General features: G+C 69.3%; 20 protein-coding genes. 3 read left to right on the forward strand and 17 right to left on the reverse strand.

What is annotated here, in order from left to right; genetic code table 11:
* From AC07O8_RS17275 to AC07O8_RS17300, 6 genes are all read right to left on the reverse strand, one after another.
* The gene (locus tag AC07O8_RS17275; protein ID WP_495049214.1) at positions 1–687 is read right to left on the reverse strand and encodes an ABC transporter permease; all 687 of its coding nucleotides are present in this window, start codon (positions 685–687) and stop codon (positions 1–3) included.
* 12 nt (positions 688–699) lie between these two features.
* A complete protein-coding gene (locus AC07O8_RS17280; protein ID WP_495049215.1) occupies positions 700–1,392 on the reverse strand; it encodes an ABC transporter permease in 693 nt (230 codons plus the stop codon).
* A gap of 99 nt (positions 1,393–1,491) precedes the next feature.
* Positions 1,492–2,298 (reverse strand): ABC transporter substrate-binding protein, encoded by an 807-nt coding sequence (locus tag AC07O8_RS17285; protein WP_297530747.1) that lies wholly within the window; start codon positions 2,296–2,298, stop codon positions 1,492–1,494.
* 139 nt (positions 2,299–2,437) lie between these two features.
* Positions 2,438–3,412, reverse strand: coding sequence for an alpha/beta fold hydrolase (locus AC07O8_RS17290; protein ID WP_495049216.1), 975 nt, complete (start codon positions 3,410–3,412; stop codon positions 2,438–2,440).
* Entirely contained in the window at positions 3,409–4,206 is a 798-nt protein-coding gene (locus AC07O8_RS17295) for a sulfurtransferase (protein WP_495049217.1), read from the reverse strand. Before AC07O8_RS17295 ends, AC07O8_RS17290 begins: the two co-directional genes overlap by 4 nt.
* 56 nt (positions 4,207–4,262) lie before the next feature.
* Positions 4,263–5,360 (reverse strand): peptidylprolyl isomerase, encoded by a 1,098-nt coding sequence (locus AC07O8_RS17300; protein WP_495049218.1) that lies wholly within the window; start codon positions 5,358–5,360, stop codon positions 4,263–4,265.
* Between the two features lie 59 nt (positions 5,361–5,419).
* On the opposite strand from AC07O8_RS17300, the gene dnaE reads away from it, so the two are divergent.
* Together dnaE and AC07O8_RS17310 are read left to right on the forward strand one after the other, a co-directional pair.
* A complete protein-coding gene (gene dnaE / locus AC07O8_RS17305) occupies positions 5,420–8,983 on the forward strand; it encodes a DNA polymerase III subunit alpha (protein ID WP_495049219.1) in 3,564 nt (1,187 codons plus the stop codon).
* Between the two features lie 144 nt (positions 8,984–9,127).
* The gene (locus AC07O8_RS17310; protein ID WP_495049220.1) at positions 9,128–10,438 is read left to right on the forward strand and encodes a patatin-like phospholipase family protein; all 1,311 of its coding nucleotides are present in this window, start codon (positions 9,128–9,130) and stop codon (positions 10,436–10,438) included.
* 89 nt (positions 10,439–10,527) lie between these two features.
* Here the strand turns inward: AC07O8_RS17310 and AC07O8_RS17315 are convergent, their stop codons facing one another.
* The 6 genes from AC07O8_RS17315 to glf form a co-directional block, all read right to left on the reverse strand.
* Positions 10,528–11,934 carry an ATP-binding protein gene (locus AC07O8_RS17315; protein ID WP_495049221.1) on the reverse strand — a complete coding sequence of 469 codons (1,407 nt, stop codon included), beginning with the start codon at positions 11,932–11,934 and terminating at the stop codon, positions 10,528–10,530.
* On the reverse strand, positions 11,931–12,635 hold the full coding sequence (locus AC07O8_RS17320) for a response regulator transcription factor (RefSeq protein WP_495049222.1): 705 nt from the start codon (positions 12,633–12,635) through the stop codon (positions 11,931–11,933). Before AC07O8_RS17320 ends, AC07O8_RS17315 begins: the two co-directional genes overlap by 4 nt.
* 137 nt (positions 12,636–12,772) lie before the next feature.
* Entirely contained in the window at positions 12,773–13,660 is an 888-nt protein-coding gene (locus AC07O8_RS17325; RefSeq protein WP_495049223.1) for a dioxygenase family protein, read from the reverse strand.
* Between the two features lie 213 nt (positions 13,661–13,873).
* The gene (locus AC07O8_RS17330) at positions 13,874–15,772 is read right to left on the reverse strand and encodes an ATP-binding cassette domain-containing protein (RefSeq protein WP_495049224.1); all 1,899 of its coding nucleotides are present in this window, start codon (positions 15,770–15,772) and stop codon (positions 13,874–13,876) included.
* An 8-nt stretch (positions 15,773–15,780) separates the two neighbouring features.
* Positions 15,781–16,689 carry a DUF707 domain-containing protein gene (locus AC07O8_RS17335; RefSeq protein ID WP_495049225.1) on the reverse strand — a complete coding sequence of 303 codons (909 nt, stop codon included), beginning with the start codon at positions 16,687–16,689 and terminating at the stop codon, positions 15,781–15,783.
* A complete protein-coding gene (gene glf / locus AC07O8_RS17340) occupies positions 16,686–17,888 on the reverse strand; it encodes a UDP-galactopyranose mutase (protein WP_495049476.1) in 1,203 nt (400 codons plus the stop codon). Before glf ends, AC07O8_RS17335 begins: the two co-directional genes overlap by 4 nt.
* Before the next feature lie 112 nt (positions 17,889–18,000).
* Between glf and AC07O8_RS17345 the strand changes: the two genes are divergently transcribed.
* Positions 18,001–19,134 (forward strand): glycosyltransferase, encoded by a 1,134-nt coding sequence (locus AC07O8_RS17345; protein ID WP_495049226.1) that lies wholly within the window; start codon positions 18,001–18,003, stop codon positions 19,132–19,134.
* Between the two features lie 120 nt (positions 19,135–19,254).
* Here AC07O8_RS17345 and AC07O8_RS17350 read toward each other — a convergent pair whose 3' ends face one another.
* The 5 genes from AC07O8_RS17350 to AC07O8_RS17370 form a co-directional block, all read right to left on the reverse strand.
* Positions 19,255–20,325 (reverse strand): glycosyltransferase family 2 protein, encoded by a 1,071-nt coding sequence (locus tag AC07O8_RS17350; protein WP_495049227.1) that lies wholly within the window; start codon positions 20,323–20,325, stop codon positions 19,255–19,257.
* Between the two features lie 10 nt (positions 20,326–20,335).
* Entirely contained in the window at positions 20,336–21,097 is a 762-nt protein-coding gene (locus AC07O8_RS17355) for a glycosyltransferase (protein ID WP_495049228.1), read from the reverse strand.
* Positions 21,098–21,112: 15 nt separating this feature from the next.
* On the reverse strand, positions 21,113–22,270 hold the full coding sequence (gene lapB, locus AC07O8_RS17360) for a lipopolysaccharide assembly protein LapB (protein ID WP_495049229.1): 1,158 nt from the start codon (positions 22,268–22,270) through the stop codon (positions 21,113–21,115).
* Positions 22,260–22,559: a LapA family protein gene (locus AC07O8_RS17365; protein ID WP_297530720.1), complete on the reverse strand. Its 300-nt coding sequence runs from the start codon at positions 22,557–22,559 to the stop codon at positions 22,260–22,262. The genes lapB and AC07O8_RS17365 overlap by 11 nt, the downstream gene beginning before the upstream one ends.
* Before the next feature lie 138 nt (positions 22,560–22,697).
* On the reverse strand, positions 22,698–23,012 hold the full coding sequence (locus tag AC07O8_RS17370) for an integration host factor subunit beta (RefSeq protein WP_147242418.1): 315 nt from the start codon (positions 23,010–23,012) through the stop codon (positions 22,698–22,700).
* Positions 23,013–23,150 lie beyond the last annotated feature (138 nt).

The raw sequence follows: 23,150 nt of genomic DNA on the forward strand, positions 1-23,150 counted from the left end.
TCAGCGCGGCATCAGCGGCTTGAGCCAGCGCTTCTCGGCCTGGTGGAAGAGACCGACCAGCACCAGCGTCATGGTGAAGTAGAAGATCGCGGCGGTGATGAAGGCCTCGAACGGGATGTAGTAGGTGGCGTTGACGTCGCGCGCGACGCCGGTGACGTCCATGATCGTCACCAGGCTGGCCAGCGCGGTGCCGTGCAGCATGAAGATGACCTCGTTGCTGTAGGCCGGCAGCGCGCGGCGCAGCGCGTGCGGCACGACGATGCGGCGCAGCATCACCCAGCGGCTCATGCCCAGCGCCTTCGCGGCCTCGACCTCGCCGTGCGGCAGCGAGCGGATAGAGCCGGCGACGATCTCCGTCGTGTACGCGGCGGTGTTCAGCACGAAGGTCAGGCAGGCGCAGAACCACGCCGAGCTGAACAGCGGCCACAGCGCGCTCTGCTGCATCCACTCGAACTGGCCCAGCCCGTAGTAGATGAGGAAGAGCTGCACCAGCATCGGCGTGCCGCGGAACACGTAGGTGTAGGCCCAGACCGTGCGCGACAGCCACTTGATCGGCAGCGTGCGCAGCACGCCGAGCGGGATGGCCAGGGCCAGTCCGATGAACAGCGAGATCGACAGCAGTTCGAAGGTGATGAGCGCGCCCTCGAAGTAGCGCGGGAGGTTCTCGACGATGGCGTCCAGGTTCATGGGGGATCGTGATTACAGCGAGTGGCGACGCACACCGATGGACAGGCGCTTCTGCAACTGGTCGAAGACCAGTTCGGACACGGAGGTGAAGAGCAGGTAGATCAGCGCCACGGCGAGATAGAACACGAAGGGCTCGCGGGTGCCGGCGGCGGCCTGCGAGCCGCGCATCATGAGGTCGTGCAGCCCGATGACCGAGACGATGGCCGTGCTCTTGATCAGCACCAGCCAGTTGTTGGACAGCCCCGGCAGCGCATGCCGGAACATCTGCGGGAGCGTGATGCGCCACGCGACCTGCGCGGGGCTCATGCCGAAGGCCAGGCCCGCCTCGCGCTGCCCCGGCGGCACGGCCAGGAAGGCGCCGCGGAAGGCCTCGGTGAGGTAGGCGCCGAAGATGAACGCGATCGTCGCCACGCCGGCGACGAAGGGGTTGATGTCGACCGGATCCTCATGTCCCAGCGACAGCGCGATGGCGTTCACCGCGACCTGTCCGCCGAAGAAGATCAGCAGGACCAGCACCAGGTCGGGCACGCCGCGGATCAGCGTCGTGTAGACGGTGGCCAGGCCCTTGGCGACGCGGGACTTCGACAGCTTGGCCATCGCGCCGACCAGCCCCAGCGCCATGGCCAGCACCATCGAGCTGAGGGCCACGCCCAGGGTCAATACGGCGCCCTCGAGCAGGCTGGGCAGATAACCGTGCAGGAACATTCGACGGACCTTGTTCGTTCTGAAGGGACGTGGCCTGGCGGTGCCGGGCCACGACGCACAGGGGACGGAGACACCGCGAGCGCGGCGCCTCCGGTGGGATCACTTGCCCGTCTTGCCGGAGATGTCGTACTCGAAGTACTTGTCGTTGAGCTTCTTGAAGGTGCCGTTGGCCTTCACCGCCGCGATGGCGTCGTTGAACTTCTTGCCCAGCGTCTTCTCGTCGGCCTTGCGCATGCCGACGCCGCTGCCGACGCCGAAGTACTTGACGTCGTCGTAGCTCGGGCCCACGAAGGCGTAGCCCTTGCCGGCCGGCGTCTTCAGGAAGCCCATGTCGGCGGCCACCAGGTCCGCCAGCGTCAGGTCCACGCGGCCCGACTTCAGGTCCAGGAAGGCCTGGTCCTGCGTCGCGTAGCGGACGATCTCGCTCTGCTTGAAGGTCTCGGCGGCGAACTTCTCATGGATGGTCGCGCGCTGCACGCCGATCTTCTTGCCCTTCAGGCCGGCGGGCGAGAAGTCGAACTTCGCGTCGGCCTTGGCGGTGAAGCGGGCCGGCGTGTTGTAGTACGGATTGGAGAACGCGATGACCTTCTTGCGTTCGTCGGTGATCGACACCGACGCGATGATCGCGTCCACCTTGCGCGACTGCAGCGCGGGGATCAGGCCGTCGAAGTCCTGCTGCACCAGCGTGCACTCGGCCTTGATCTCGGCGCACAGCGCCAGGGCCAGGTCGATCTCGAAGCCCTTGAGCTTGCCGTCCGCGCCGACTTCGGAGAACGGGGGGTAGGCGCCCTCGACGCCGATGCGGATCTTCTTCCATTCAGGGGCCTGGGCGTGCGCGGCGCCGGCGGTGGCCAGCAGGGCGCAGGCCGCCAGGGCGGCGCGGGCGATCAGTTGTCGTCGTTGCATGAAGGCTCCTCGTGATTGAGCAGGGGATCGTGGAATGGACATCCGGTGACGACCTCGGGCGGTTCGAGCCCGCCTCGCAGGGAGGTCGTCCGGACTGGGGGGCATTGTTGCAATGCCGCACGGGCGGCGGCCATCAGGGTTAAGGAGAGTGCAAAAACGTGTGAACCGCCTGGACGGTGGACGCGGGGTCCTCCTCCTGGGGGACATGCCCTAATTCGGGGAAGACCTGCACGGTGCTGTGCGCGATGCCCTGATGGAAGCGTTCGGCCGCGACGGGCGGGATCAGGCGGTCCCTGCCGCCCCACAGGATCAGCGTCGGGGCCTGGATGCGGGGCAGCAGATCGGCGTGTCGACCGGGCGCGCGCTGGGCCAGTCGTTGCGCCAACGCCGCGCGGTTGCCTTCGCGCAGCGTCAGTTCGAAGTAGCGGTCCACCAGGGACGCGGTGACCTTGGACGGATCGCCGTAGAGCTCGCGCAGGCTGCGGTCCACGAAGGGCCGCGGCAGGAACACGCCGGCCAGCCACTGCAGCACGCGCGAGTCGGGGATGCGGAACGCGTCGGGCATCAGCTCGCTGCGGACATCGAGGCCGTCGGCGTCGACCAGCACGAGCGCCGCGACCTGTTCCGGATGCCGCGCCGCGAACAACCAGGCCAGTTCGCCGCCCATCGAGTTGCCGCCGAGGACCATGCGGTCAATCTGCAACTGTCGCAAGAACGACAACAGGAACGAGTCATAGGCATCGCTGCCGTAATCGCCTAGAGGCGAGGGGCCGGTGAGTCCGAAGCCGGGCAGGTCGAGCGTGATCACGCGGCGCGTCGCGCTGAGCGACTTCACCCAGCCTTCCCAGGTGTGCAGGCTGGCGCCGGCGCCGTGCAGCAGCACGACGGGCGTGATGTCGGTCTTCGGGCCCTCGTCGCGGAAATGGACCAGCTGGGTCTGACCGCCGGACAGCTTCAATTCGAGGAAGTCGGACGGCGGCGGACCCCAGCGGGCGACGAGGCTTTCCAGGGGCCGGTCCGGCGCGCGGAAGGCCATCGCGAGCAGCGCCGTCGCCAGCACGGCGAATCCCAGCAGCTTCATCAGCCGGGCGCCGAGGGTGGGACGGTCGTTCATTCGACGACCGAGTCGGGCGAGGGCGCCAGTTCGGGATCGACCGCGCGGCGCTCGTCGAAGACGAAGCAGTCGCCGTGGTAGTGCGCGTCGCCGACTTCCTCGAAGTACTTGAGGATGCCGCCCTCGAGCTGGTAGACCTTCGCGTCGAGGCCGTGGCGGACGGCTTCCTGGTCGAGGTAGAGCGCGGCCTTCTCGCAGCGGATGCCGCCGGTGCAGTAGCTGACGACGGTCTTGCCGGCGAGCTCGGCCCGGTGGGCCTGGAAGGCGTCGGGGAACTCGCTGAACTTCGTGATGCGCCAGTCGATCGCACCGTCGAAGGCGCCGACGTCGACCTCGAAGCCGTTGCGCGTGTCGAGCGTGACGACCGGGCGGCCGTCATCGTCGTGGCCCTGGTCCAGCCAGCGCTTCAGGGTCCGCGCGGGCAGGGCGGGCGCGCGCGGCGCCTGGTCCGGGCGGATGGTCGGGTGATTCATCCGGATGATCTCCGGCTTCACCTTCACCAGCAGCTTGCGGAACGGGACCTCGTCGCTCCAGCTCTCCTTGGGCGCCAGCGCCGCGAAGCGCCGGTCCTCGCGCAAGGCGTCCACCCAGGTCTTCACCGCGTCCGACGCGCCGGCGAGGAACAGGTTGATCCCTTCCTCCGCGATCAGCACGGTCCCCTTCAGGCCCAGCGCGTGCGCGCGCTCGTGCAACCGGTCCCGCAGTGCGTCCGGCGCCTCGATGGCGACGAACAGGTAGCAGGAAATGTTGAGGACGGAATGGGCGTGGGAATCGGTCGGGACAACTGTGTTCATGCCGTTGCGAGGGCCTGTGGCCGCGCAGGGTCAGGAGAACGGAAGATTGTAGGTTCTCATCGTCTGGCTTCTGGGGACTGGGGCTCGCTGAGCTTCACGTCCGGCGCGGGCACCGGCTTGATGCGCACCGGCACGGCGGCGCTGCACAGGTCCGTGTAGCCCGGGCTGTGGACGAACCAGCCGCCGCGGTGGCGGCGCGCGTTCAGCAGCTCGCTCCACGTCGGCGTGTCGGTGCGCAGCACCTGCAGCGCGGGGCGCTGCTCGGCCGGCAGCGCCGAAGCCAGCGACACGCGCTCGATGCCCAGCCGCTGTTCAGGCTTGTCGTAGAAGCCCATCGCCGCGCCGCCGCGCGGCAGCGCCGACAGGAACTCCATGCCCTTGAGCACGCGCCCGACGACCGTGATGTTGAGGTCCAGCCCGCGCGGCGCATGGCCGATCACGGCATACAGCTCCGCCCCCGTGCTGGAATCCTTCGCGTTGCCGCGACCGGCACCGACCGTGCCGTAGCAATGCGCCAGCCAGGCCTGGCCGGTCTTCGGGTCGGCGGCGGCCGGGAATCCGTCCACCTGGCCGGCGCGCGGCGCCCAGCCCTCGACGTCCGGCAGCACCGTCATCGGCACGCCCTTCAGGGGGATGGAGAACTCCGCCGGAAGATGGGATTTCGCGCCGGCGGGGAAGGGCTTGCCCTTGCCCTTGAGGCCCGTGTCCTCGTCGTCCGCATTGGGGTCGCCCCATTGGGTGACGAAGTTGTCCTGGACGCGGACGATCGCCAGCCCGTCGTAGTAGCCGCCGCGGGCCAGCGCGCGGATGTTGTCGACATGCGCCGGCGCGAAGCGCGGCGCCAGTTCGATGAAGACCTGACCCTGCGGCAGCGCCATCACCAGCAGGTTGTCCGGATCGACGTCGCGCCAGACGGCCGCCGGCGCGGTGGCGAGGATGTCGGCGCTGCTGCGCGGCGGCGGGGCGGGCTTCCTGGCAGATGCAGCCGATGCGGCAGATGCAGCCGATGCGGCTGGTGCTGCCCGTGCGGCGGCGGCCTTGGCGGCCTTGGCCCCGTTCTCCGCGGGCTCGGCCGCGTGGGACAGCAGCGGCACGCACAGCGCCAGGGCGGCCATCAGGGGCAAGGCCTGCATCGTCGTCTTGTCCATCGTCATCCGGGCGCTCCGCGAGAGTGTTCGATGGGGGGCGAGCATAGCCTTCTTACAATCGGCCGATGGCTTTCGTTCACCTCCGCACCCACACCGAGTTCTCCGTCGTCGACGGCACGCTGCGCATCGACGACGCCGCCGCGGCGGCCGCCAAGGACGGCCAGGTCGCCCTGGCCCTGACCGACCTCGCGAACCTGTTCGGCGGGGTGAAGTTCTACAACGCCTGCCGCAAAAAGGGCGTGAAGCCCATCCTGGGCGTGGAGGCCTGGCTGGAGCCGGAAGCGGCCGACCGTCCGCCCTCGCGCGTGCTGCTGCTGGTGCAGGACATCCAGGGCTACCTGAACCTGAGCGAACTGCTGTCGCGCGCCTGGATCCAGAACGTGCAGCGCAACCAGGCGCTGCTGAAGCTGGAGTGGATGCAGGAGCTCAACGCCGGCCTGATCTGCCTGGGCGGCATGCAGTTCGGTCCGATCGGCCAGGCGCTGATCGCGGGCGACGAAGCGCGCGCGCTGGACGTGGCGAAACGCCTCGCCGCGATCTACCCGAACCGCTTCTACATCGAGTTGCAACGCGCCGGCCTGCCGGGCCAGGAAGCGCTGCTGCGCCAGCTGGTGCCGCTGGCCGCGAGGGCGGGTCTGCCGGTGGTGGCGACACACCCGATCCAGTTCCTGGAGGAGGACGACTTCGAGGCGCACGAGGCACGCGTGTGCGTGGCCGACGGCGAGACGCTGTCCAATCCGAAGCGGGTCAAACGCTTCCTGCCCAGCCAGCATTTCAAGAGCCAGGCCGAGATGGAGGCGCTGTTCGCCGACATCCCCAGCGCCATCGCCAACACGGTGGAGATCGCGAAGCGCTGCAGCCTGACGCTGGTGCTGGGCAAGCCGCAGCTGCCGAACTTCCCGACCCCGATCCAGGCCGACGGCACGCCGATGCCGATGGAGCAGTACTTCCGCATGCTCTCGCACGAGGGCCTGGAGGACCGGCTGCAGCTGCTGTATCCCGATCCCGCCAAGCGCGAGGCGGTGCGCCAGCGCTACGTGGACCGGCTGGAGTTCGAGCTCGAGACCATCATCAAGATGGGCTTCCCCGGCTACTTCCTCATCGTGGGCGACTTCATCCGCTGGGCGAAGAACAACGGCTGCCCGGTGGGCCCGGGACGGGGCTCGGGCGCGGGCTCGCTGGTCGCCTACGTGCTGCTGATCACCGACCTGGACCCGCTGCAGTACAACCTGCTGTTCGAACGCTTCCTGAACCCGGAACGGGTCTCGATGCCCGACTTCGACATCGACTTCTGCCAGGGCAACCGCGACCGCGTCATCGAGTATGTGAAGGACAAGTACGGCCGCCCGGCGGTGAGCCAGATCGCGACCTTCGGCACGATGGCGGCCAAGGGCGCGCTGCGCGACATCGGCCGCGTGCTGGGCATGGGCTTCGGCCATGTCGACTCGATCGCCAAGCTGGTGCCCGCGCCGCCGGGCAAGACGGTGACGCTGGCCAAGCTGCCGCCGGGTTTCGATCCGGACAAGGCCAAGATGGTCTACGCCCGTCACGAGTCGCCCGAGATCGAGGAACGCGAGGCGCAGGACGAGGAAGTCGCCGGCCTGCTGGAGATGGCGGCGCGCGTGGAGGGCACGGTGCGCTCGATCGGCATGCACGCCGGCGGCGTGCTGATCGCGCCGGGCAAGATCACCGACTTCTGCCCGCAGTACCAGCAGCCGGGCTCGACCTCGGCGGTCAGCCAGTACGACAAGGACGACGTCGAGGCCATCGGCCTGGTGAAGTTCGACTTCCTGGGCCTGGCGACGCTGACCATCCTCGAGCTGGCCAAGGACTTCATCGTCGCCCGGTATCCCGAGCACAAGGACTTCGCCTTCGAGACCATCCCGCTGGACGACAAGCGGACCTACAAGCTGTTCTCCGACGGCCTGACGGAGTCGGTGTTCCAGTTCGAATCGAGCGGCATGCAGCGCATGCTGAAGGACGCGAAACCGTCGCGCCTGGAAGACCTGATCGCGCTGAACGCGTTGTACCGGCCGGGGCCGATGGACCTGATCCCCAGCTTCGTCGCGCGCAAGCATGGCAAGGAGGTGGTCGAGTACCCGCATCCGCTGGTGGAACCGGTGCTGTCCGAGACCTACGGGATCATGGTCTACCAGGAGCAGGTGATGCAGACCGCGCAGGTGCTGGGCGGCTACTCGCTCGGCGGCGCGGACATGCTGCGCCGCGCGATGGGCAAGAAGAAGGCCGAAGAGATGGCCATGCACCGCGACCTGTTCCGGAAGGGCGCGGCCGAGAAGGGCATCGATCAGAACAAGGCCGACGAGGTCTTCGACCTGATGGAGAAGTTCGCGGGCTACGGCTTCAACAAGTCGCACGCGGCCGCGTACTCGCTCCTGGCGTATCACACGGGCTGGCTGAAGGTGCATTTCACGGCGGAGTTCTTCGCCGCGAACATGACCATCGAATCGGACGACACCGACAAGCTCAAGGTGCTGATGAACGATGCCAAGCTGTTCGGCATCGAGTTCGAGCCGCCCAACATCAACCTCGGCGTCGGTCGTTTCGAGCCGATGGCCGCGGACGAGGGCACGTCCAGGACGGTGGCCAAGGAAGGCAAGGCCGGTACCACGCCGCGTGCGCGCAAGATCAACTACAGCCTGGGCGCGATCAAGGGCACGGGCGCTGGCGCGATCGAGGCGATCGTGCGCGCGCGCACCGAGGGCGGACCGTTCACGAGCTTCTTCGACTTCTGCGCGCGCGTGGACCGCAAGGCGGTCAACAAGCGCGTCGTCGAGGCGCTGATCAAGGCCGGCGCCTTCGACCGGCTGCACCCGAGCCGCGCGCGGCTGCTGGCGAGCGTCTCGCTGGGCTACACCTACGCGGACAACCTGGCGCAGAACGTCAACCAGGGCGGGCTGTTCGACTTCGACGGCGGGCACGGCTCGTCGACGGCGGAGCCGGACTTCGTCGAGGTGCCCGAATGGGGCATCAAGGAACGCCTGAGCCTGGAGAAGACGGCGATCGGCTTCTACCTGTCGGGCCACCTGTTCGACCAGGCGGAGACGGAGCTGCGCCGGATGGTGAAGCGCCGGATCGTCGATCTCCAGGACAGCCGCGAGCCGACGACGGTGGCGGGCATCGTGTCGGACATGCGGGTGATCAACGGCTCGCGCGGCCGGGTGGCGATCTTCAAGATCGACGACAAGACCCATGCGATCGAGGCGGTGGCCAACGAGGAGATGCTCAACGCCAACAAGGAGCTGCTGGCGGAGGACGAGCTGATCATCGCCGTGGGCAAGGTGCAGAACGACCGCTTCTCGGGCGGGCTGCGGATGAACGTGCAGCAGGTGTTCGGCCTGGCGGCGGCGCGGGCGCGTTTCGGGCGCTACCTGCGCACGGCGCCCAACCTGCCGGCGGCGACCGTGCTGGAGCTGGTCCGGAGCTGGCCGGCCAAGCGCGTGGAGACGGAGCAGGGCGTGCTCAGCCAGGGGCTGGAGTTGCGCATCCCGATCAGGCGCGACGGCGCGACGGCGGAACTGGGCCTGGGCGGCGCGGGCAAGTTCTGGCCCAGCGACGAGGCGCTGGAGCAGCTCAAGCCGGCGGAGATCGTGTACGACGCGGGGGGGTGAGAAACGCCGCGGCGCTCGCGTCACGTCCCCGGCGCCGCCTGAGCAGGCAGACGCCCGGCTTCGTTGCCCGGAAACGCCACCATCCCCCATTTGGCGGGTGCTTCCCCCACCCCACGCCGGGGGTGTCAGGCGTAAGCTGCCTCCATGCAGGATGCCAAGCCCCGGACCGGCCTGATCCTCACCGGAGGAGGCGCACGCGCGGCCTATCAGGTCGGCGTGCTGGCCGCCATCGCGCAGTTGCGCCGCGACGCCTGCACCACCGGCGACAACCCCTTCCAGGTGATCTCCGGCACCTCGGCCGGCGCCATCAACGCCGCCACGCTCGCCTGCCAGGCCGACGACTTCTGCTCCGCCGTCGACGGCCTGATGTACATCTGGCAGAACATCCACGTCAACCAGGTCTACGCGGCCGATTCCTTCGGCGTCATCCGCTCCGGCGCGAAATGGCTCAGCATGCTGTCGCTCGGGTGGGCGCTCAACCGCTGGCGCCGCACCCGCCCGCGCAGCCTGCTCAACAACACCCCGTTGCGCGGCCTGCTCAGCCAGTGGATCAAGTTCGACCGCCTCGACGAGATGCTCGCCAAGGGCTACATCGACGCGCTCGCGGTGACCGGCTCCAGCTACACCTCCGGGCACCACGTCACCTTCTATCAGACGCATCTGCAGCGCGATCCCTGGGTCCGCACGCAACGCATCGCCACCCGCATCCCGCGGCTCTCGATCGAGCACCTCGTCGCCTCGTCCGCGATCCCCTTCATCTTCCCGGCCGAGCCGCTGGACCTCGGCGGCGAGGTCGAATGGTTCGGCGACGGCTCGATGCGCCAGACCGCACCGATCTCGCCCGCCGTGCACCTGGGCGCGGAGAAGGTCCTCGTGATCGGCGCGGGCCGCATGCACGAGGCCGGCGGCGAGGGCCAGCACGGCCCGGCGCCCACCGGCCATCCCAGCCTGGCGCAGATCGCCGGGCACGCGCTGTCCAACATCTTCCTGGACGCGCTGGCGGTCGACATCGAGCGCCTCAAGCGCATCAACAGCACGCTCGCGCTGCTGCCGGAAGAGGCGCTGCGCAACACGCCGCTCAAGCCGATCGAGGCGCTGGTGATCGCACCGAGCCGGCCGCTCGACAGCCTCGCCGCCGAGCACCAGGGCTCGCTGCCGCCGCCGATCCGCGCGCTGCTGCGCAGCGTCGGCGTGTCGGGGGAGGGCGCCACCGCCAGCGGCTCGGCGCTGGTCAGCTACCTGCTCTTCGAGCCCGAGTACACCAACGAGCTGATCACGCTGGGCATGTCGGACACGCTGGCCCGTCGCGTGGAGATCCAGAAGTTCTTCGACTGGCCGGCGCAGGCGCCGCAGATGGACCCCGCCGCGATGCGCAAGCGCGCCGGCGGCTTCGCGCTGCAGGTGCCGCCGAATCCGCCCGGCCCGCCCCGGCTGGTGGCGTCCTCGCGAGCCTGAGAGGCGCTCGATCGGGCAGACGCGCCCGCCGCGGGCCTGGACCTGCGCGCATGCACCTCCCGGCGCGTGCGGATGCTCTCGGGACGCCCTCAGGCGGGAATCAGCCGGAGCTCCGCCAGGAGGCCCCCTTCCGGGCGATTCGACAGCGTCAGCGATCCGCGCTGCCGCAGCGTCAGCTCCCGCGCGATGTAGAGGCCCAGTCCCGCGCCGCCGGTGTGGCGGTTGCGGGAATCCTCCAGGCGGAAGAACGGTTCGAAGACCGCTTCCAGCTTGTCCTCCGGAATGCCGGGACCCGGATCGGTCACGCGCAGCCAGACGCCCTGCGCGTCGCGGCCGACCCGGACTTCGGCGCTGCCGCCGTAGCGCACCGCGTTGCCCACCAGGTTGCCCAGCACGCGCCGCAGCGCCATCGGCTGGCCCTGGGCCAGCACCGCCTCGCCGCCGTCCTCGAAGCGCACCGGCATGGCCTGCTCGATCAGGTCGTCCGTCAATGCCTGCGCCAGCGCCCCGAGATCGACGTCGACGAGCGGCTCGGCCGCGCCCGGTCCGTCGCCGCGGAACAGCTCCATCACCGCGTCCACCAGCGCATTCATCTCGCGGATGTCCTCGACGGAGCGCTGACGCTGGACGTCCTCGATGTCCAGCGTTTCCAGCCGCATGCGCAAGCGCGTCAGCGGCGTGCGCAGGTCGTGCGAGATCGCCGCCACCATCAGCCCGCGCTCGTTGAACTGCCGCCGCAACTGGCGCGCCATCGCGTTGAAGACCTGGGCGCTCTCGCGGACTTCCAGCGTGCCGCGCTGCTCGTCGAGCAGCGGCAGCCGGTCCTGCTTGTGCAGCGACTGACCCAGGGCCTGCGAGGCGCGCACCAGGTCGCGCATCGGGCTCGACAACCAGCGTGAGGCGATCCACGCCGCCAGGCCGGTGACGAGCAGGCGGATGCCGTAGTCGAGCGTCAATTCCCACGCGGTCAGTGCGCGGAAGGGCCCGCGCCACGGCGGCTGCGGGCCTTGGCCCTGGGGCCACGGCGATCCTTGCGCGCCGGGCTGTCCGGGCTGGCCCGGCTGGCCCGGCTGTTCCGAGATCTGCGAGGACGGCGGAAAGCCGCGGAAACCGTCGCGCGGCGGCATCGGGACGTCGCCCGGAAGCGGAGGATCATCGCGCAGCCCGGCTTCGGCGCCCATGTCCTGTGGTCCCGGCCCTGGCCCCGGACCTCCTTGCGGTTGGAACTGCGGTCCGCGCACGAGTCCCGGCATCGGCGGCAGCGACGGTGCGCCGTGCATGCGCATGACGTAGGTGTCGCCGCGCGACCAGGTCACGACGCCGATCGCCAGCGCCTGCGCGGCCACCAGCGTGACCCACAGCAGCAGGAAGATCCGCCGCGCCAGCGTGTCGCCGAAGGTCCGCGCCAAGCGGTCGCGCATCGCGACGACCTGACGCTTCACGCGATGCGTCAGGCCACCCGCCCCGCCGTCCGTCCTGGGATTGCGGGCGCTCAAGCCTGCACCTGGGCGTCGAAGAGATAACCTTCGCCGCGCATCGTGCGGATCAGGCGCGGCTCCTTGGACGAGTCGCCCAGCTTCTGCCGCAGCCGCGAGATCGTCAGGTCCACGCTGCGATCGTTGACCTCGACGCCAGGCGCGCGTGTGAGCTCGATCAGCTGCTCGCGGCTGAGCACGCGTCCCGGGCGCTCGACCAGCGCGCTCAGCATGCGGAACTCCGCGCTCGACAGCGGCACCACCACCTGCCGCGGCGACACCAGCTGGCGCAGCAGGCGGTCGAAGGCCCAGCCTTCGAAACGGAACTCGCGGCGCGTCTGCGCCTCGTTCTCGCCGCGACGCGCGCGACGCCGGATGGCATGGATGCGGGCCACCAGCTCGCGGGGTTCGAAGGGCTTGGACAGGTAGTCGTCCGCGCCCATCTCCAGGCCGAGCACGCGGCTGATCGGATCGCCGTGCGCCGTCAGCATGATCACCGGCACCGAGGGGTGGTGCTGCTGGATCCACTGGCACAGGGTGAGGCCGTTCTCGTCGGGCAGCATCAGGTCCAGCACGACGACGTCGAAGACCTGCGTCGCCATCTGCCGGCGCATTTCGCGGCCGTCGCCGGCGGCGCTCACCGCGACGCTGAACTTCTGCAGATACTCCTCGAGCGACCTGCGGATCTCCGCATCGTCGTCGACCACCAGACACCGCGTCATGCAACTCTCCACCGCCGGGCTCGGCGGCATGCCCAGCCCTGCCATGGACGATACACCGCGGTCCTGGCTGTTGGCGCCGTGCAAGCCGGGAGAGCCGTCCGAGCGCGGGGAAGGGATATGGCGCGGCATGGGGCAGTTCAGGCGGCGATGCCGACGGTCAGCGTCGCGGCATACCCGCTCGCGACGTCGCCGGTGAGCGTGGCCAGTTGCGTCGCGTAGCCGTCGCTGAAGACGTTGTCGGAGGCGAAACTGATGCGGTTGAAATTCGTCAGGCTGCTGCCGTATTCCGAGGCGGTGCTGTAGACCGTCGTGCAGACCGCCGTCGGGAACGCGATCTGCGAGGTCTTGATCTTGTTGGCGTAGGAGGTCGCGGCGCCGGCGTTGCGGTAGACCTCGAAGTGCATGTGGGGCATGCGGCCGTCGTAGCAGCCGGGGAAGATCGTGGTGAAGCTGACCGTGCCGTCGCTGCCGGTGCCCTGCACGCCGCGCAGGTAGTTCTCGTTGACGACGCTGGCGCTGTAGAGGGAGTAGCGGCCCTCGCGGTCGCAGTGCCAGAGGTAGATCGCGTAGCCCGACAGGTCGGCGCAGCTGCTGTTGGCGTTCACCAGCTTCAGCGTGAGGGTCAGCGGCACGCCGCCGGCGGTGCCGCTCGCGGTACCGATGCTGGTGCGGATGTCGCTGCGCACGATGCCGCTCAGCGCGAGCGCGTTGGCGGTCCCGCTGCCGTTGCTGTTGGAGCCGTCGCCTGGGTAGGGGCCTGCGGTCTCCTCGGGGATGACCGAACAGCTGCCGGTCGTGCCCGTGGTGCCCGTGGTACCCGTGGATCCCGAGCCCGAACTCACGGTGCTGGTCCCGGCGTCGGAGCCCCCGCCGCCGCAACCCAGCAAGGTCAGGCCGCCGAGACCCACAACGCCAGCGAACAGCCCCAGCGCACGGCGGCGCTGCTGCAGCACGGCGAGGTCGTGCGTCAGGCCTCGATCGTGGTCGTGGCTGGATTCGTGAGCATCGTGGCGAGGCGGCTGCATGGCGGAACTCCTGAACGGGATGCTCCGCATTGGACCGACCGGCCTTGTCGGGGGCTTATCGTCTTTGTGTCAGGGCTGACAAGCCTCCCTGCGCTACCTTCGCTCGCCATCGGAAGCCGGCCCCGGGGTCTGCTCCCACGCTGGCGGGGCTTAACCGCAGGTCGCATCCCCCGGGGCCGGCTTCCGATGGCTCGGACCGAGTAGGGCTCAGGGTCAGTGCTGGACTTTCACCATGCTGGCGTAGACGCCGTCTCTGGCCATCAGCGCGTCGTGATCGCCGGATTCGACGACCTGACCATCCGCCATGACCTGGATGCAGTCGGCGCGGCGGATCGTCGACAGGCGGTGCGCAATCACGATCAGCGTCTTGCGGCCCTGCCATTGCTCCAGTGCCTGCTGCACGGCACGCTCGCTCTCGGTGTCCAGCGCCGAGGTCGCCTCGTCGAAGATCCACACCGGCGCATCCTTGTACAGCGCACGCGCGATCGCCAGGCGCTGGCGTTGGCCGCCTGACAACTTGCTGCCGTTGGCGCCGACCGTCGTGTCCAGCCCCTCAGGCAGCGCCTGCGCGAAGTCCCACAGCGCCGCGGCACGCAGCGCCTGCTCCAGCTTCGCCTCGTCGCGTTCCTGGCCGTAGGCGATGTTGTCGGCCACCGAGGCGTCGAACAGCACGATGTCCTGGGACACGACGGCGAACTGGCGCCGCAGGTTGGCCTTGGTCAGTTCATCGATGGCGACACCGTCCAGCAGGATGCTGCCGCTGTCCGGACGCTCGAAGCCAAGCAGCAGGTTGACCACCGAGCTCTTGCCCGCGCCCGAGCTGCCCACGAGCGCCGTCGTCTTGCCCGCCGGGATGTGCAGGTTCAGCGCGGCGAGCGCGTCGCGGTTCGCGCCGGGATAACGCAGCGTGACCTGCTGCAGCGCGATGTCGCCGCGCACGTCGGTGAGCTCGCGCGTGCCGGTGTCGGGCTCGGCCGGCGTGTCCAGCAGCCCGATGCAGCCGCGCGCGACCACGAGCGCATTGGTGATGGGCTGCATCACGTCGCTCAGGTGGCGCAGCCGCGAGCTCATGAACAGCAGCGCCGCGACGAAGGAGGCGAACTCGCCCACGCCGGTGCCGTTCACCCGCGACTGGTAGAGCGCCAGGCTGACGATGATGGAGATGCCGACGCTGGCCATCAGCTGCGACAGCGGCTGCGCCATCGCGTTGGAGGCCGCCGTCTTCAACATGCTGCGCTGCACCTCCCGGGCGCGCTCGGCGAAGCGGCGCGTCTCGTAGTCGGCGGCGTCGAAGCTGCGCACGACCCGCCAGGCGCGCGTGACGTCCTCGATCACCGAGACCAGGCGCAGTTGCGCGTCGTAGGCCCAGGTGCCCATGCGCCGGACCCGCTTGTTGACCTTGCGGACGACGAAGGCCAGTCCCGGCACCGTGATCAGCGACAGCAGCGTCAGCTTCCAGTTCAGGACGAACAGGTAGCCCATCAGCGCGAGCGCCGGCAGGCCGTCGCGCAGGATCGTCACCAGCGAACCGGCGATCAGCGTCACGACATGCTGCGGGTCGTTGACGACCTTGGTCACGGCGGTGGCGGGCTGCAGGCTCGTGTAGACCCGCGCGTCGGCGCGCAGCAGGACTTGCAGCAGCGCGGTGCGGATGTCCATCACCGTGCGCGAGATGGTCCAGTTCAGCATGTACTGGCCGCAGAAGGTGAACAGGCCGCGAACGGCGAACAGGCCGATCAGCACGATCGGCACCATCCAGATCGGGAAGCTGTAGTCCAGGTTGACCGAGGCCATCGAAGGCGCGGCGGATGCGGTGGTGGAGGCCGCCGGCGCGACCGACATGGCCGGGGCCGCTGGCACCGCCGATACCACCGACGCTGCCGGCGCAGCCCCCGGCAGGCCGATCACCGACGTGGTGGCCGGCTTGGCGTTGAAGCCCTCGCCGAGCGCATAGCCCAGCAGTTTCGGGATCATCGGTTCGGTCGTCGCGACCAGCACGAAGGCCAGCACCGACAGCATCAGCCCCCAGCGGTGCGGCTTCATGAAGCGCCACAGACGGCTGGCGGTCTCTCGCAGGGGGGTGTCGTCCGAGGGCGTCGAAGGGGTCGTCATTGATCGGATCAGGTCGGGGCGATGGGCTGCGTCACGCGGCCCTTGCGGAGCGCCCGCTTGTAGCGGTGCGTCGCCTTCAGGCGATTGAGCGCCATGCGCCAGCGGTCGCCCAGCGATGGCGGCCGGCGGGCGATCACACTGTACACGCGGAACTTGCCCGACCAGCGGTGCTTGACCAGGTCGAACTCGGCCAGCAGACGCGCCTCGTCCTGACGCGGATCGAGCTCGGGATGGTTGCGGTACAGGTCGCCGCCGAGCGGGCGCGTGTGACGCACCGGCGTGGCATCGATGATCGCGATCGAGTCCGTGCGTCCCTTGCCGGCCATGGTCGGCCAGATCCAGTCCAGTCCCCAGCCGCTGCGGCTCATCGAGAAGGTCTTGAGGCAGGCCCGCAGCGTGGCGCGGTCGAACAGCGGGGCCATGACCTCGACGAAGTCGACGTGGCGCATCACGCAGTCCGGACGTTCCAGCACGATCGGCCACGTGTGGTACGAATCCCGCGTCAGCGCCGGCTGGGCGAGCGACAGGCTGAAGCCGCGGAACAGCGCGAACATCCGGTTCACCGTGTCGGTCGTCGCGGCCAGGTCGTCGTCCGGAAACCAGAAGGCGTCGTAGCGGTCGATCAGCGACGGATGGTCGGCCAGCAGTTCCCCGATGCAGGACCATTTCGGTCCCGGCCGGTGTTCGTAGTAGTCGGCGTCGGCCTGGTGCATGCCCGGCTGCTTGCCGAAGTAGCTGATGAACAGGTCGAAGTCGCGATCGGGCTGGGCGATCCAGCCCGCATGCAGCGAGGCGTCCCCTGCGCGCAGGACCACGAGGTTGCGGATGCCGCGCCGGGCGCGCGTCGTATCCGGCGCCGCATTCGCCGTCGTATCCGACGTTGTGCTCGGCGTCATGTCCGGAGTCTCACCGCTCATGCAGCCGCACTCCCGTCCAGCAGCTCCTGCGCGGTCTTCAGCGCGGCCGCCACGATCTGGTCCATGTTGTAGTAGCGGTACTGCGCCAGGCGGCCGACGAAGGTCACGCCCTCGGCCTGCTCGCCCATCTCGGCGTACTTCTTGAAGAGGGCCTCGTTCTCGGGCCGCGGCACGGGGTAGTAGGGATCGCCTTCGGCCTGCGGGTACTCGCGCACGATGGAGGTGCCCGCATGCGTCTCGCCGGTCAGGTGCTTGAACTCGGTGATGCGGGTGTAGGCGTGGTCGTTCGGGTAGTTGACCGTGCCGACCGCCTGGACCTGCGCCGTGGTCGGCAGGTGCTCATGGTCGAAACGCAGGCTGCGGTAGGGCAGGGCGCCGTGGCAGTGATCGAAGTAGGCGTCGATCGGGCCGGTGTAGATGATGTGCGCGCCGGGGAAATCGCCTCGCACGTCCTGGAAATCCACGCCGGTGCGCACCGTGATGCCGGGATGGTCCAGCAGGCGCTGGAACATCGCCGTGTAGCCGTCCGCCGGCATGAACTGGAAGGTGTCGCCGAAGTAGCGGTCGTCGTCGTTGCTGCGCGTGGGGATGCGCGCGGCCACGCCGGCCGACAGCTGCGACAGGTCCAGCCCCCACTGCTTCAAGGTGTAGCCGCGGAAGAACTTGTCGCACAGGTCGCGGCCGACGCTGTTCAGCACCACGTCCTCGCTGGTCTGGATCGGGTCGCGGGGTTCGCGCACCGTCTCGAGGTAGCCCTGCACCTCGTCCTCGGTCAGCGACAGGCCGTAGAGCGTGTTGATCGTCGTGCGGTTGATGGGGATGGGCACCAGCTGCTCGCCGACCTGGGCCAGCACGCGATGCTCGTAGAAGCGCCAGGTGGTGAAGCGCGACAGGAACTCGAAGACCTTCTTCGCGTTCGTGTGGAAGATGTGCGGCCCGTAGGGATGGATCAGCACGCCGTGGGCGTCGCGCTCGTCGTAGGCGTTGCCGCCGATGTGCGGACGCTTGTCGATCAGGTGCACCGTCTTGCCGGCATCCGCCAGCACGCGCGCGCAGACCGAGCCGGCGAAGCCGGCGCCGACGATCAGGTAGTCAGTCTTCATGGTGGAAGCCCTCCGGGGCCGTCTCCTGTTCATGGTTCGCAATTGCCCGCGATTGTGATCGCGGCCGCCTGGTGATCTTCCCGGATCAACCCAAATTTACCGTGGCTTCTCGGTCGAGGGCGCACGCGGGCACTGACCGCGGCCGGCGGACCGCGGCCTGCGGCCGTGGCGCGCCGGTAACCGGATGTGCCCCGCATACACTGCCGCGATGTCTGAGATTTCCCCGAGCGCTCCGTCGGCGCCCGCGCGCCGCCGCGTGCTGCACTTCGTGACCGGGGGCTTCTCCGGCGCCACGCAGGTGGCGGTCGATCTGTGCCTGGCGCAACTGAAGAGCGAGCGCATCGCGCCCGTCCTGGTGCTGCGCCGCAAGATGCGCACCGAGAACGCCGCCAAGCTGGCCCGCATCCAGGCGCTGCGCGAGCAGGGCCTGCCGGTGTATGTCGTGCCCGGCTGGGCGCATCTGGCGACGATCTGGGCGCTGCGTCGCCTCTGCGAGCAGCTGCACCCCGATGTCCTGATGGCCCATGGCTTTCCCGAACACCTGCTGGGCCGTCGCGCCGGGCGTCTGGCTGGCGTGCCGGTGCTGGTGCAGGTGGAGCACAACTCGCGCGAGCGATACACGCGCTTCAAGCGCGCGCAGGCGCGTCGGCTGAGCGAGGTCAGCGCGCGACTGGTCGGCGTGTCGGAGGGCGTGCGCAGGCGTCTGGTCGATCTGGGCATGCCCGAGGACAAGACGACGGCGATCCCGAACGGGATCCGGCTGGAGCGCTTCGCCGCCGCTGACGAGCATCCGGTCGCGGGGCGGGAGCCGGGCATCGTGATGTCGGCGCGCTTCGCGCGGCAGAAGGATCCTCAGACCTTGATCCGCGCGCTGGCGCTGCTGCGCGAGCGCGGGCTGCGGCCGGTGCTGCACCTGGCCGGCGGCGGCAAGGAGGCCTACCGGCGCGCCACCGAACACCTGACCCGGCAACTGGGCCTGGAAGAGCAGGTGCGCTTCCTGGGCCATCACGGGGACATCCCGGGCCTGTTGATGAGCCAGCGGATCTTCGTGCTGTCGACGCATTGGGAAGGCATGCCGCTGGCGCTGCTGGAGGCGATGGCTGCGGGATGCGCCTGCGTGGCGTCGCTGGTGCCCGGTGTCGAGGGCGTGATCGAGGACGGGCGCACGGGCCTGATGGTGCCGGAGGCGGATCCGGCGGCGCTCGCCGGGGCGCTGGAGCGGCTGCTGCGCGATCCGGCGCTGGCCACGCGCCTCGGCGCCGCCGCGCGCGCGCGGGCGATCGAGGAGCATGGCGTCGACCTCATGATGCGGCGCTACGAGGACATGCTGATGGCGCTGTGACGCCTGGACGCCTGGACGCCCGGACGCCCGGACGCCCGGACGCCCGGACGCCCGGACGGCGCGGCGGCCGATCACCGGGCACCGGGGGCCGATGCCCGCGGACCTGCCGGCCGGTCGCCCTCAGGCTGCGGCGGCGCGATGCTGGTCGTCGGCCCGGCGCAGCCAGTAGCGCAGGCGCATCGCGCGGATGTACCAGCCCCGGCGCTTGTAAGCGCGATCGAGCTCGCGCAGCGGGATCGGTGACGCTTCCTCGAAGGCCTGTCTGAACATCGCCACCATGCCGGCGCAGCCGTCGGGCATGGCCTTCTCGACCATGCGCGAGGCGCCGATGAAGTTGCGCGCCGCGAAGTGCGCCCAGGCGAAACGCGCGGCGTCGTCCAGCGTCGCGCCCGCGGGGGCGTCGCGCAGGTTCGCGAGCGCATGGGCCAGGTGCTCCGCCTTGGTCGTGTTGGGCGTGCTCAGGATCGAACCGGCCCGTTGGCGATAGGCCACCCAGACTTCCGGCTCGTACCACGCGCTCTCGGCGAGCAGCGCGAGCAGGGGCGTGGTCGCCATGTCCTCGAAATATCGGCCGACCGGGAAGCGCACCTGCTCGCCCCAGACGCTGCGTCGCGCGATCTTGGACCAGCTGTGCATCTGGCCCGCTTCGAACAGCCCTTGCATCAGCCGCGACGGGTCGCGCATCAGCTGGCGTTCCGGACCCGCGAAGGTGTGCCGGTGCAGTTCGCCGCGCAGCCGGTGCTTGAGCTTCATGCGTTCGCGCAGCATGAAGAAGTCGCACAGCACCAGCGCCGGGGCGTGGCCCTGGATCACCTGGCGCAGTCGCGGGATCGCGCCAGGCATCAGGTAGTCGTCGGAGTCGAGGAACCAGACGTACTCGCCGCGCGCCGCCTGCAGCATCGTGTTGCGCGCGCCGGAGAGCCCCTGGTTCTGCGCATGGAACAGGCCCTGCACCTTCACCGGACCATGGGCGTGCTCGGCGACCAGCGTGCGCACGAGTTCGTCGGACCCGTCGGTGGAGCAGTCGTCCACCATCAGCACCTCGACGCCGGCATCCGCCTGCGCGAGGACCGAGTCCAGGCATTCGCGCAGGTAGTCCCTGACGTTGTGCACGGGGATCAGGACCGACAGCCAGAGGGCGCCCGCGCCGGGCGGCGGTTCCTGAAGACGGGGCGCAGGGGAGGCGCTCATCGTGTCTCGCTCACTCGTGCCAGTGATCGGCAATCCAGGGTGCCGGTTTCGGACGACGCCAGTTGCCGTTGCTGCGTCCGGCCAGCGCATCGGGCGGGTTCATGACGCCGTGGAAGATCAGGATCCGCGCGCCGTCGGGGATGAAGGGCGCCTGGAAGTAGTTCATCGGCCAGCGCGGGATGCTGTGGTACTTGAAGCTGGCGCACCAGCGATCGTCCCAGTACTTCAGCAGTCCCTTGCGATGCATCTCGTCGGAGAGGTAGGCCTGCTCGTTGCGGAACTGCTGCCGGATCGCGTCGAACTCGCGCCGGAACTTGGCCAGCACGTCGGGGTGGGCGCCCAACGTGAAGCGGTAGACCGAGGAGTTGCCCGTGATGCGCCAGGGACGCTTCCAGTCGTGGATGATGAGGAACTCGCCGGGCTCCTCGAAGAACGGGGTGATGTCGTCGACGATCACCACGTCGAGGTCGAGGAAGAGGGCCGTGCCGCGCAGGCCGTACTTCTGCACCAGGTCGTCGCTGAAGGTCGTCAGCTTGGTCCAGCCGCGCTCCGGGCTGCCGGGCGGCAGGTCCAGCGGCGGGATCGGCAGGCACTCGACCTCGGCCCGCACGCCTTCGCCGCGATCGGTCAGGCAGACGAAGCGGAAGTCGCCGCGCAGGTGCCGGCGCACCATCGCGTAGAGGCGGTTGACGTACTCGGGGCCGTACTTCGTGCCCCACTTCATGCAGAGAATGACGCGGTCGCCGGACGTCGGCGCCGGAGCGGAGCTCATCGGGGTGTTCATCGGTCAGAGCTCTTCGACGTGGCGGGGAGGGTAGCTGTCCCAGCTGAGGCAGCCCGGGCATTGCCAGAAATAGTGCTGCGACTCGAAGCCGCAGGCGGCGCAGCGGTAGCGCTGCAACGGCCGCACGGCGCGTTGCAGCGCGGTGCCCACCAGTTGGGCCTCGTCCTCGTCGAGCGGCTGCTGGCGCGCGTGGCTCTGCTGCAGCAGCAGCGTCGCGGCGGACAGGGCCGGCTCGACGCGGAGGTGGTCGGCCAGGCGGCGGCGCTGTGCCTCGGGCGCGGGTTCCAGCAGCGCGATGGCCTGCAGCAGTGCCATGCTCGGATGGCGGCGGTAGTGGGCCTCGATCAGCGCGAGCGCCTGCGCGACCGTGCCGGTGGCCTGGGCGGCCTGCGCGTAGTCGCGCGCGACGAGGTTGAAGGCGTCGGGATTGGCCCTCAGCAGCTCGCCGTACAGGCCCATCGCACCGACCTGGTCGCCCTGTCGCGCCAGCATCTGGCCCAGCAGCACGTAGGCCCGCGCCGATTGCGGTGCGCGCTCGCGGGCCTGGTCCAGCCAGCGACGCGCCTGGGGCTCGTCCTGGCGGGCCTGGGCCTCGAGCGCCAGCTCGCACCAGTAGTTGGCGATGCGGCTCGCGAAGCTGCCGGTGCCGGCCGCCTCGAGCTGCTCGGAGACCTCCGCCGCCTTCGCCCATTCGCGCGAGCGCTCGTACAGCGACAGCAGCGCCAGCGCGGCCTCGTGGTCGAAGACCGTGCCCTTGAGGGCCCCGTAGGCGGACTCGGCACGGTCGAACAGGCCGGCCTTGAAGAAGTCCTGCGCCAGCGCGTACTGCGCGCGGTCGCGCTCGGACTTCGGCAGGTCGCCGCGCGACAGCAGGTGCTGGTGCACCCGCACGGCGCGTTCGTACTCGCCGCGGCGGCGGAACAGGTTGCCCAGCGCGAAGTGCAGCTCCGAGGTGTCGGGATCGGCCTGCACCGCTTCGATGAAGGCGTCGATCGCCTTGTCCTGCTGCTCGTTGAGCAGCAGGTTCAAGCCCTTGAAGTAGGCGCGCGGCGCGTCGCGCTGCTCGCGTTTCCATTGGCGCGCGTCCAGCTTGGAGGCCAGCCAGCCCAGTCCGAAAACCAGGGGCACGCCGATCAGCAGCCAGCTGAGATCAAATTCCATCGGGGATCTTGGGGTCGTTGGCGGTCGCAGTCGCCGAAGAGGGCGGCAGGTCGTCCGCCGGAGGGAGCGATCGCGCGGCGGCGCGCTTGTGTCGCCACCACGCCGGGACCATCGCCAGCACGCCGAAGGCGCAGCCCAATCCGAAGGCCAGCAGCACCACGATCACCAGCGGAGATCGCCAGGACTGGCCGAAGAACCAGTGCACGACGACCTCCTGGCTGTTGTTCAGCGCGAAGGCGAAGAGACAGAAGAACAGGAATGCTCGGAAGAGCCAGACCAGGATTCGCATGGGGGGCGATTCTAGGCGCGTGCGGAGTACGCCATGACCGATGGCAGGGCGAGTTAACCCCTGAATACATTCGTCCGCCGACGGACGAAAAAAAAGCGCCGCGGTTCGCGACGCCTTCGGTCATGGGATGCGGGGCGCTCAGGCGGCCTGCTGGTCCTCGTCCGCGACGGGCAGTTGCGCGTCGACGGCTTCGCGCAGGGCCTTGCCCGGCTTGAAGTGGGGCACCAGCTTCTCGGGGATCAGCACCTGCTCGCCGCTGCGCGGATTGCGGCCCATGCGCGGCGGACGGCGGTTGATCGAGAAACTCCCGAAGCCGCGGATCTCGATGCGGTGGCCGCGGGCCAGCGCGTCGGACATCGCGTCCAGGATGGTCTTGACCGCGAACTCGGTGTCTCGTTGCGTGAGCTGGCCGAAGCGCTCGGACAAGTGGGCCACCAGGTCGGATCGGGTCATGGTCGTCGGCATCTGAAGAAAAACAGGCTCGCTGCGGAGCGAGCCTGTCGAAGCGCTTGTGCGTCGATTTGGCGTCTGGGAAGGCAGGCTAACTCAGCCGGCCTCCGACCAGAACAAGGGATTCTCTTGAGACCGGGC

The sequence above is a fragment of the Roseateles sp. GW821-FHT09G09 genome, from assembly GCF_059415965.1.

Bases quoted from the DNA above. Each gene is read 5' to 3' on its own strand.
- AC07O8_RS17370 (WP_147242418.1), bottom strand. From the start codon at position 23,012: ATGACCCGATCCGACCTGGTGGCCCACTTGTCCGAGCGCTTCGGCCAG.
- AC07O8_RS17330 (WP_495049224.1), bottom strand. From the start codon at position 15,772: ATGACGACCCCTTCGACGCCCTCGGACGACACCCCCCTGCGAGAGACC.
- AC07O8_RS17310 (WP_495049220.1), top strand. From the start codon at position 9,128: ATGCAGGATGCCAAGCCCCGGACCGGCCTGATCCTCACCGGAGGAGGC.
- AC07O8_RS17275 (WP_495049214.1), bottom strand. From the start codon at position 687: ATGAACCTGGACGCCATCGTCGAGAACCTCCCGCGCTACTTCGAGGGC.
- AC07O8_RS17320 (WP_495049222.1), bottom strand. From the start codon at position 12,635: ATGACGCGGTGTCTGGTGGTCGACGACGATGCGGAGATCCGCAGGTCG.
- AC07O8_RS17285 (WP_297530747.1), bottom strand. From the start codon at position 2,298: ATGCAACGACGACAACTGATCGCCCGCGCCGCCCTGGCGGCCTGCGCC.
- dnaE (WP_495049219.1), top strand. From the start codon at position 5,420: ATGGCTTTCGTTCACCTCCGCACCCACACCGAGTTCTCCGTCGTCGAC.
- lapB (WP_495049229.1), bottom strand. From the start codon at position 22,270: ATGGAATTTGATCTCAGCTGGCTGCTGATCGGCGTGCCCCTGGTTTTC.
- AC07O8_RS17325 (WP_495049223.1), bottom strand. From the start codon at position 13,660: ATGCAGCCGCCTCGCCACGATGCTCACGAATCCAGCCACGACCACGAT.
- AC07O8_RS17335 (WP_495049225.1), bottom strand. From the start codon at position 16,689: ATGAGCGGTGAGACTCCGGACATGACGCCGAGCACAACGTCGGATACG.
- AC07O8_RS17345 (WP_495049226.1), top strand. From the start codon at position 18,001: ATGTCTGAGATTTCCCCGAGCGCTCCGTCGGCGCCCGCGCGCCGCCGC.
- AC07O8_RS17300 (WP_495049218.1), bottom strand. From the start codon at position 5,360: ATGACGATGGACAAGACGACGATGCAGGCCTTGCCCCTGATGGCCGCC.
- AC07O8_RS17365 (WP_297530720.1), bottom strand. From the start codon at position 22,559: ATGCGAATCCTGGTCTGGCTCTTCCGAGCATTCCTGTTCTTCTGTCTC.
- AC07O8_RS17295 (WP_495049217.1), bottom strand. From the start codon at position 4,206: ATGAACACAGTTGTCCCGACCGATTCCCACGCCCATTCCGTCCTCAAC.
- AC07O8_RS17290 (WP_495049216.1), bottom strand. From the start codon at position 3,412: ATGAACGACCGTCCCACCCTCGGCGCCCGGCTGATGAAGCTGCTGGGA.
- AC07O8_RS17355 (WP_495049228.1), bottom strand. From the start codon at position 21,097: ATGAGCTCCGCTCCGGCGCCGACGTCCGGCGACCGCGTCATTCTCTGC.
- AC07O8_RS17280 (WP_495049215.1), bottom strand. From the start codon at position 1,392: ATGTTCCTGCACGGTTATCTGCCCAGCCTGCTCGAGGGCGCCGTATTG.
- AC07O8_RS17350 (WP_495049227.1), bottom strand. From the start codon at position 20,325: ATGAGCGCCTCCCCTGCGCCCCGTCTTCAGGAACCGCCGCCCGGCGCG.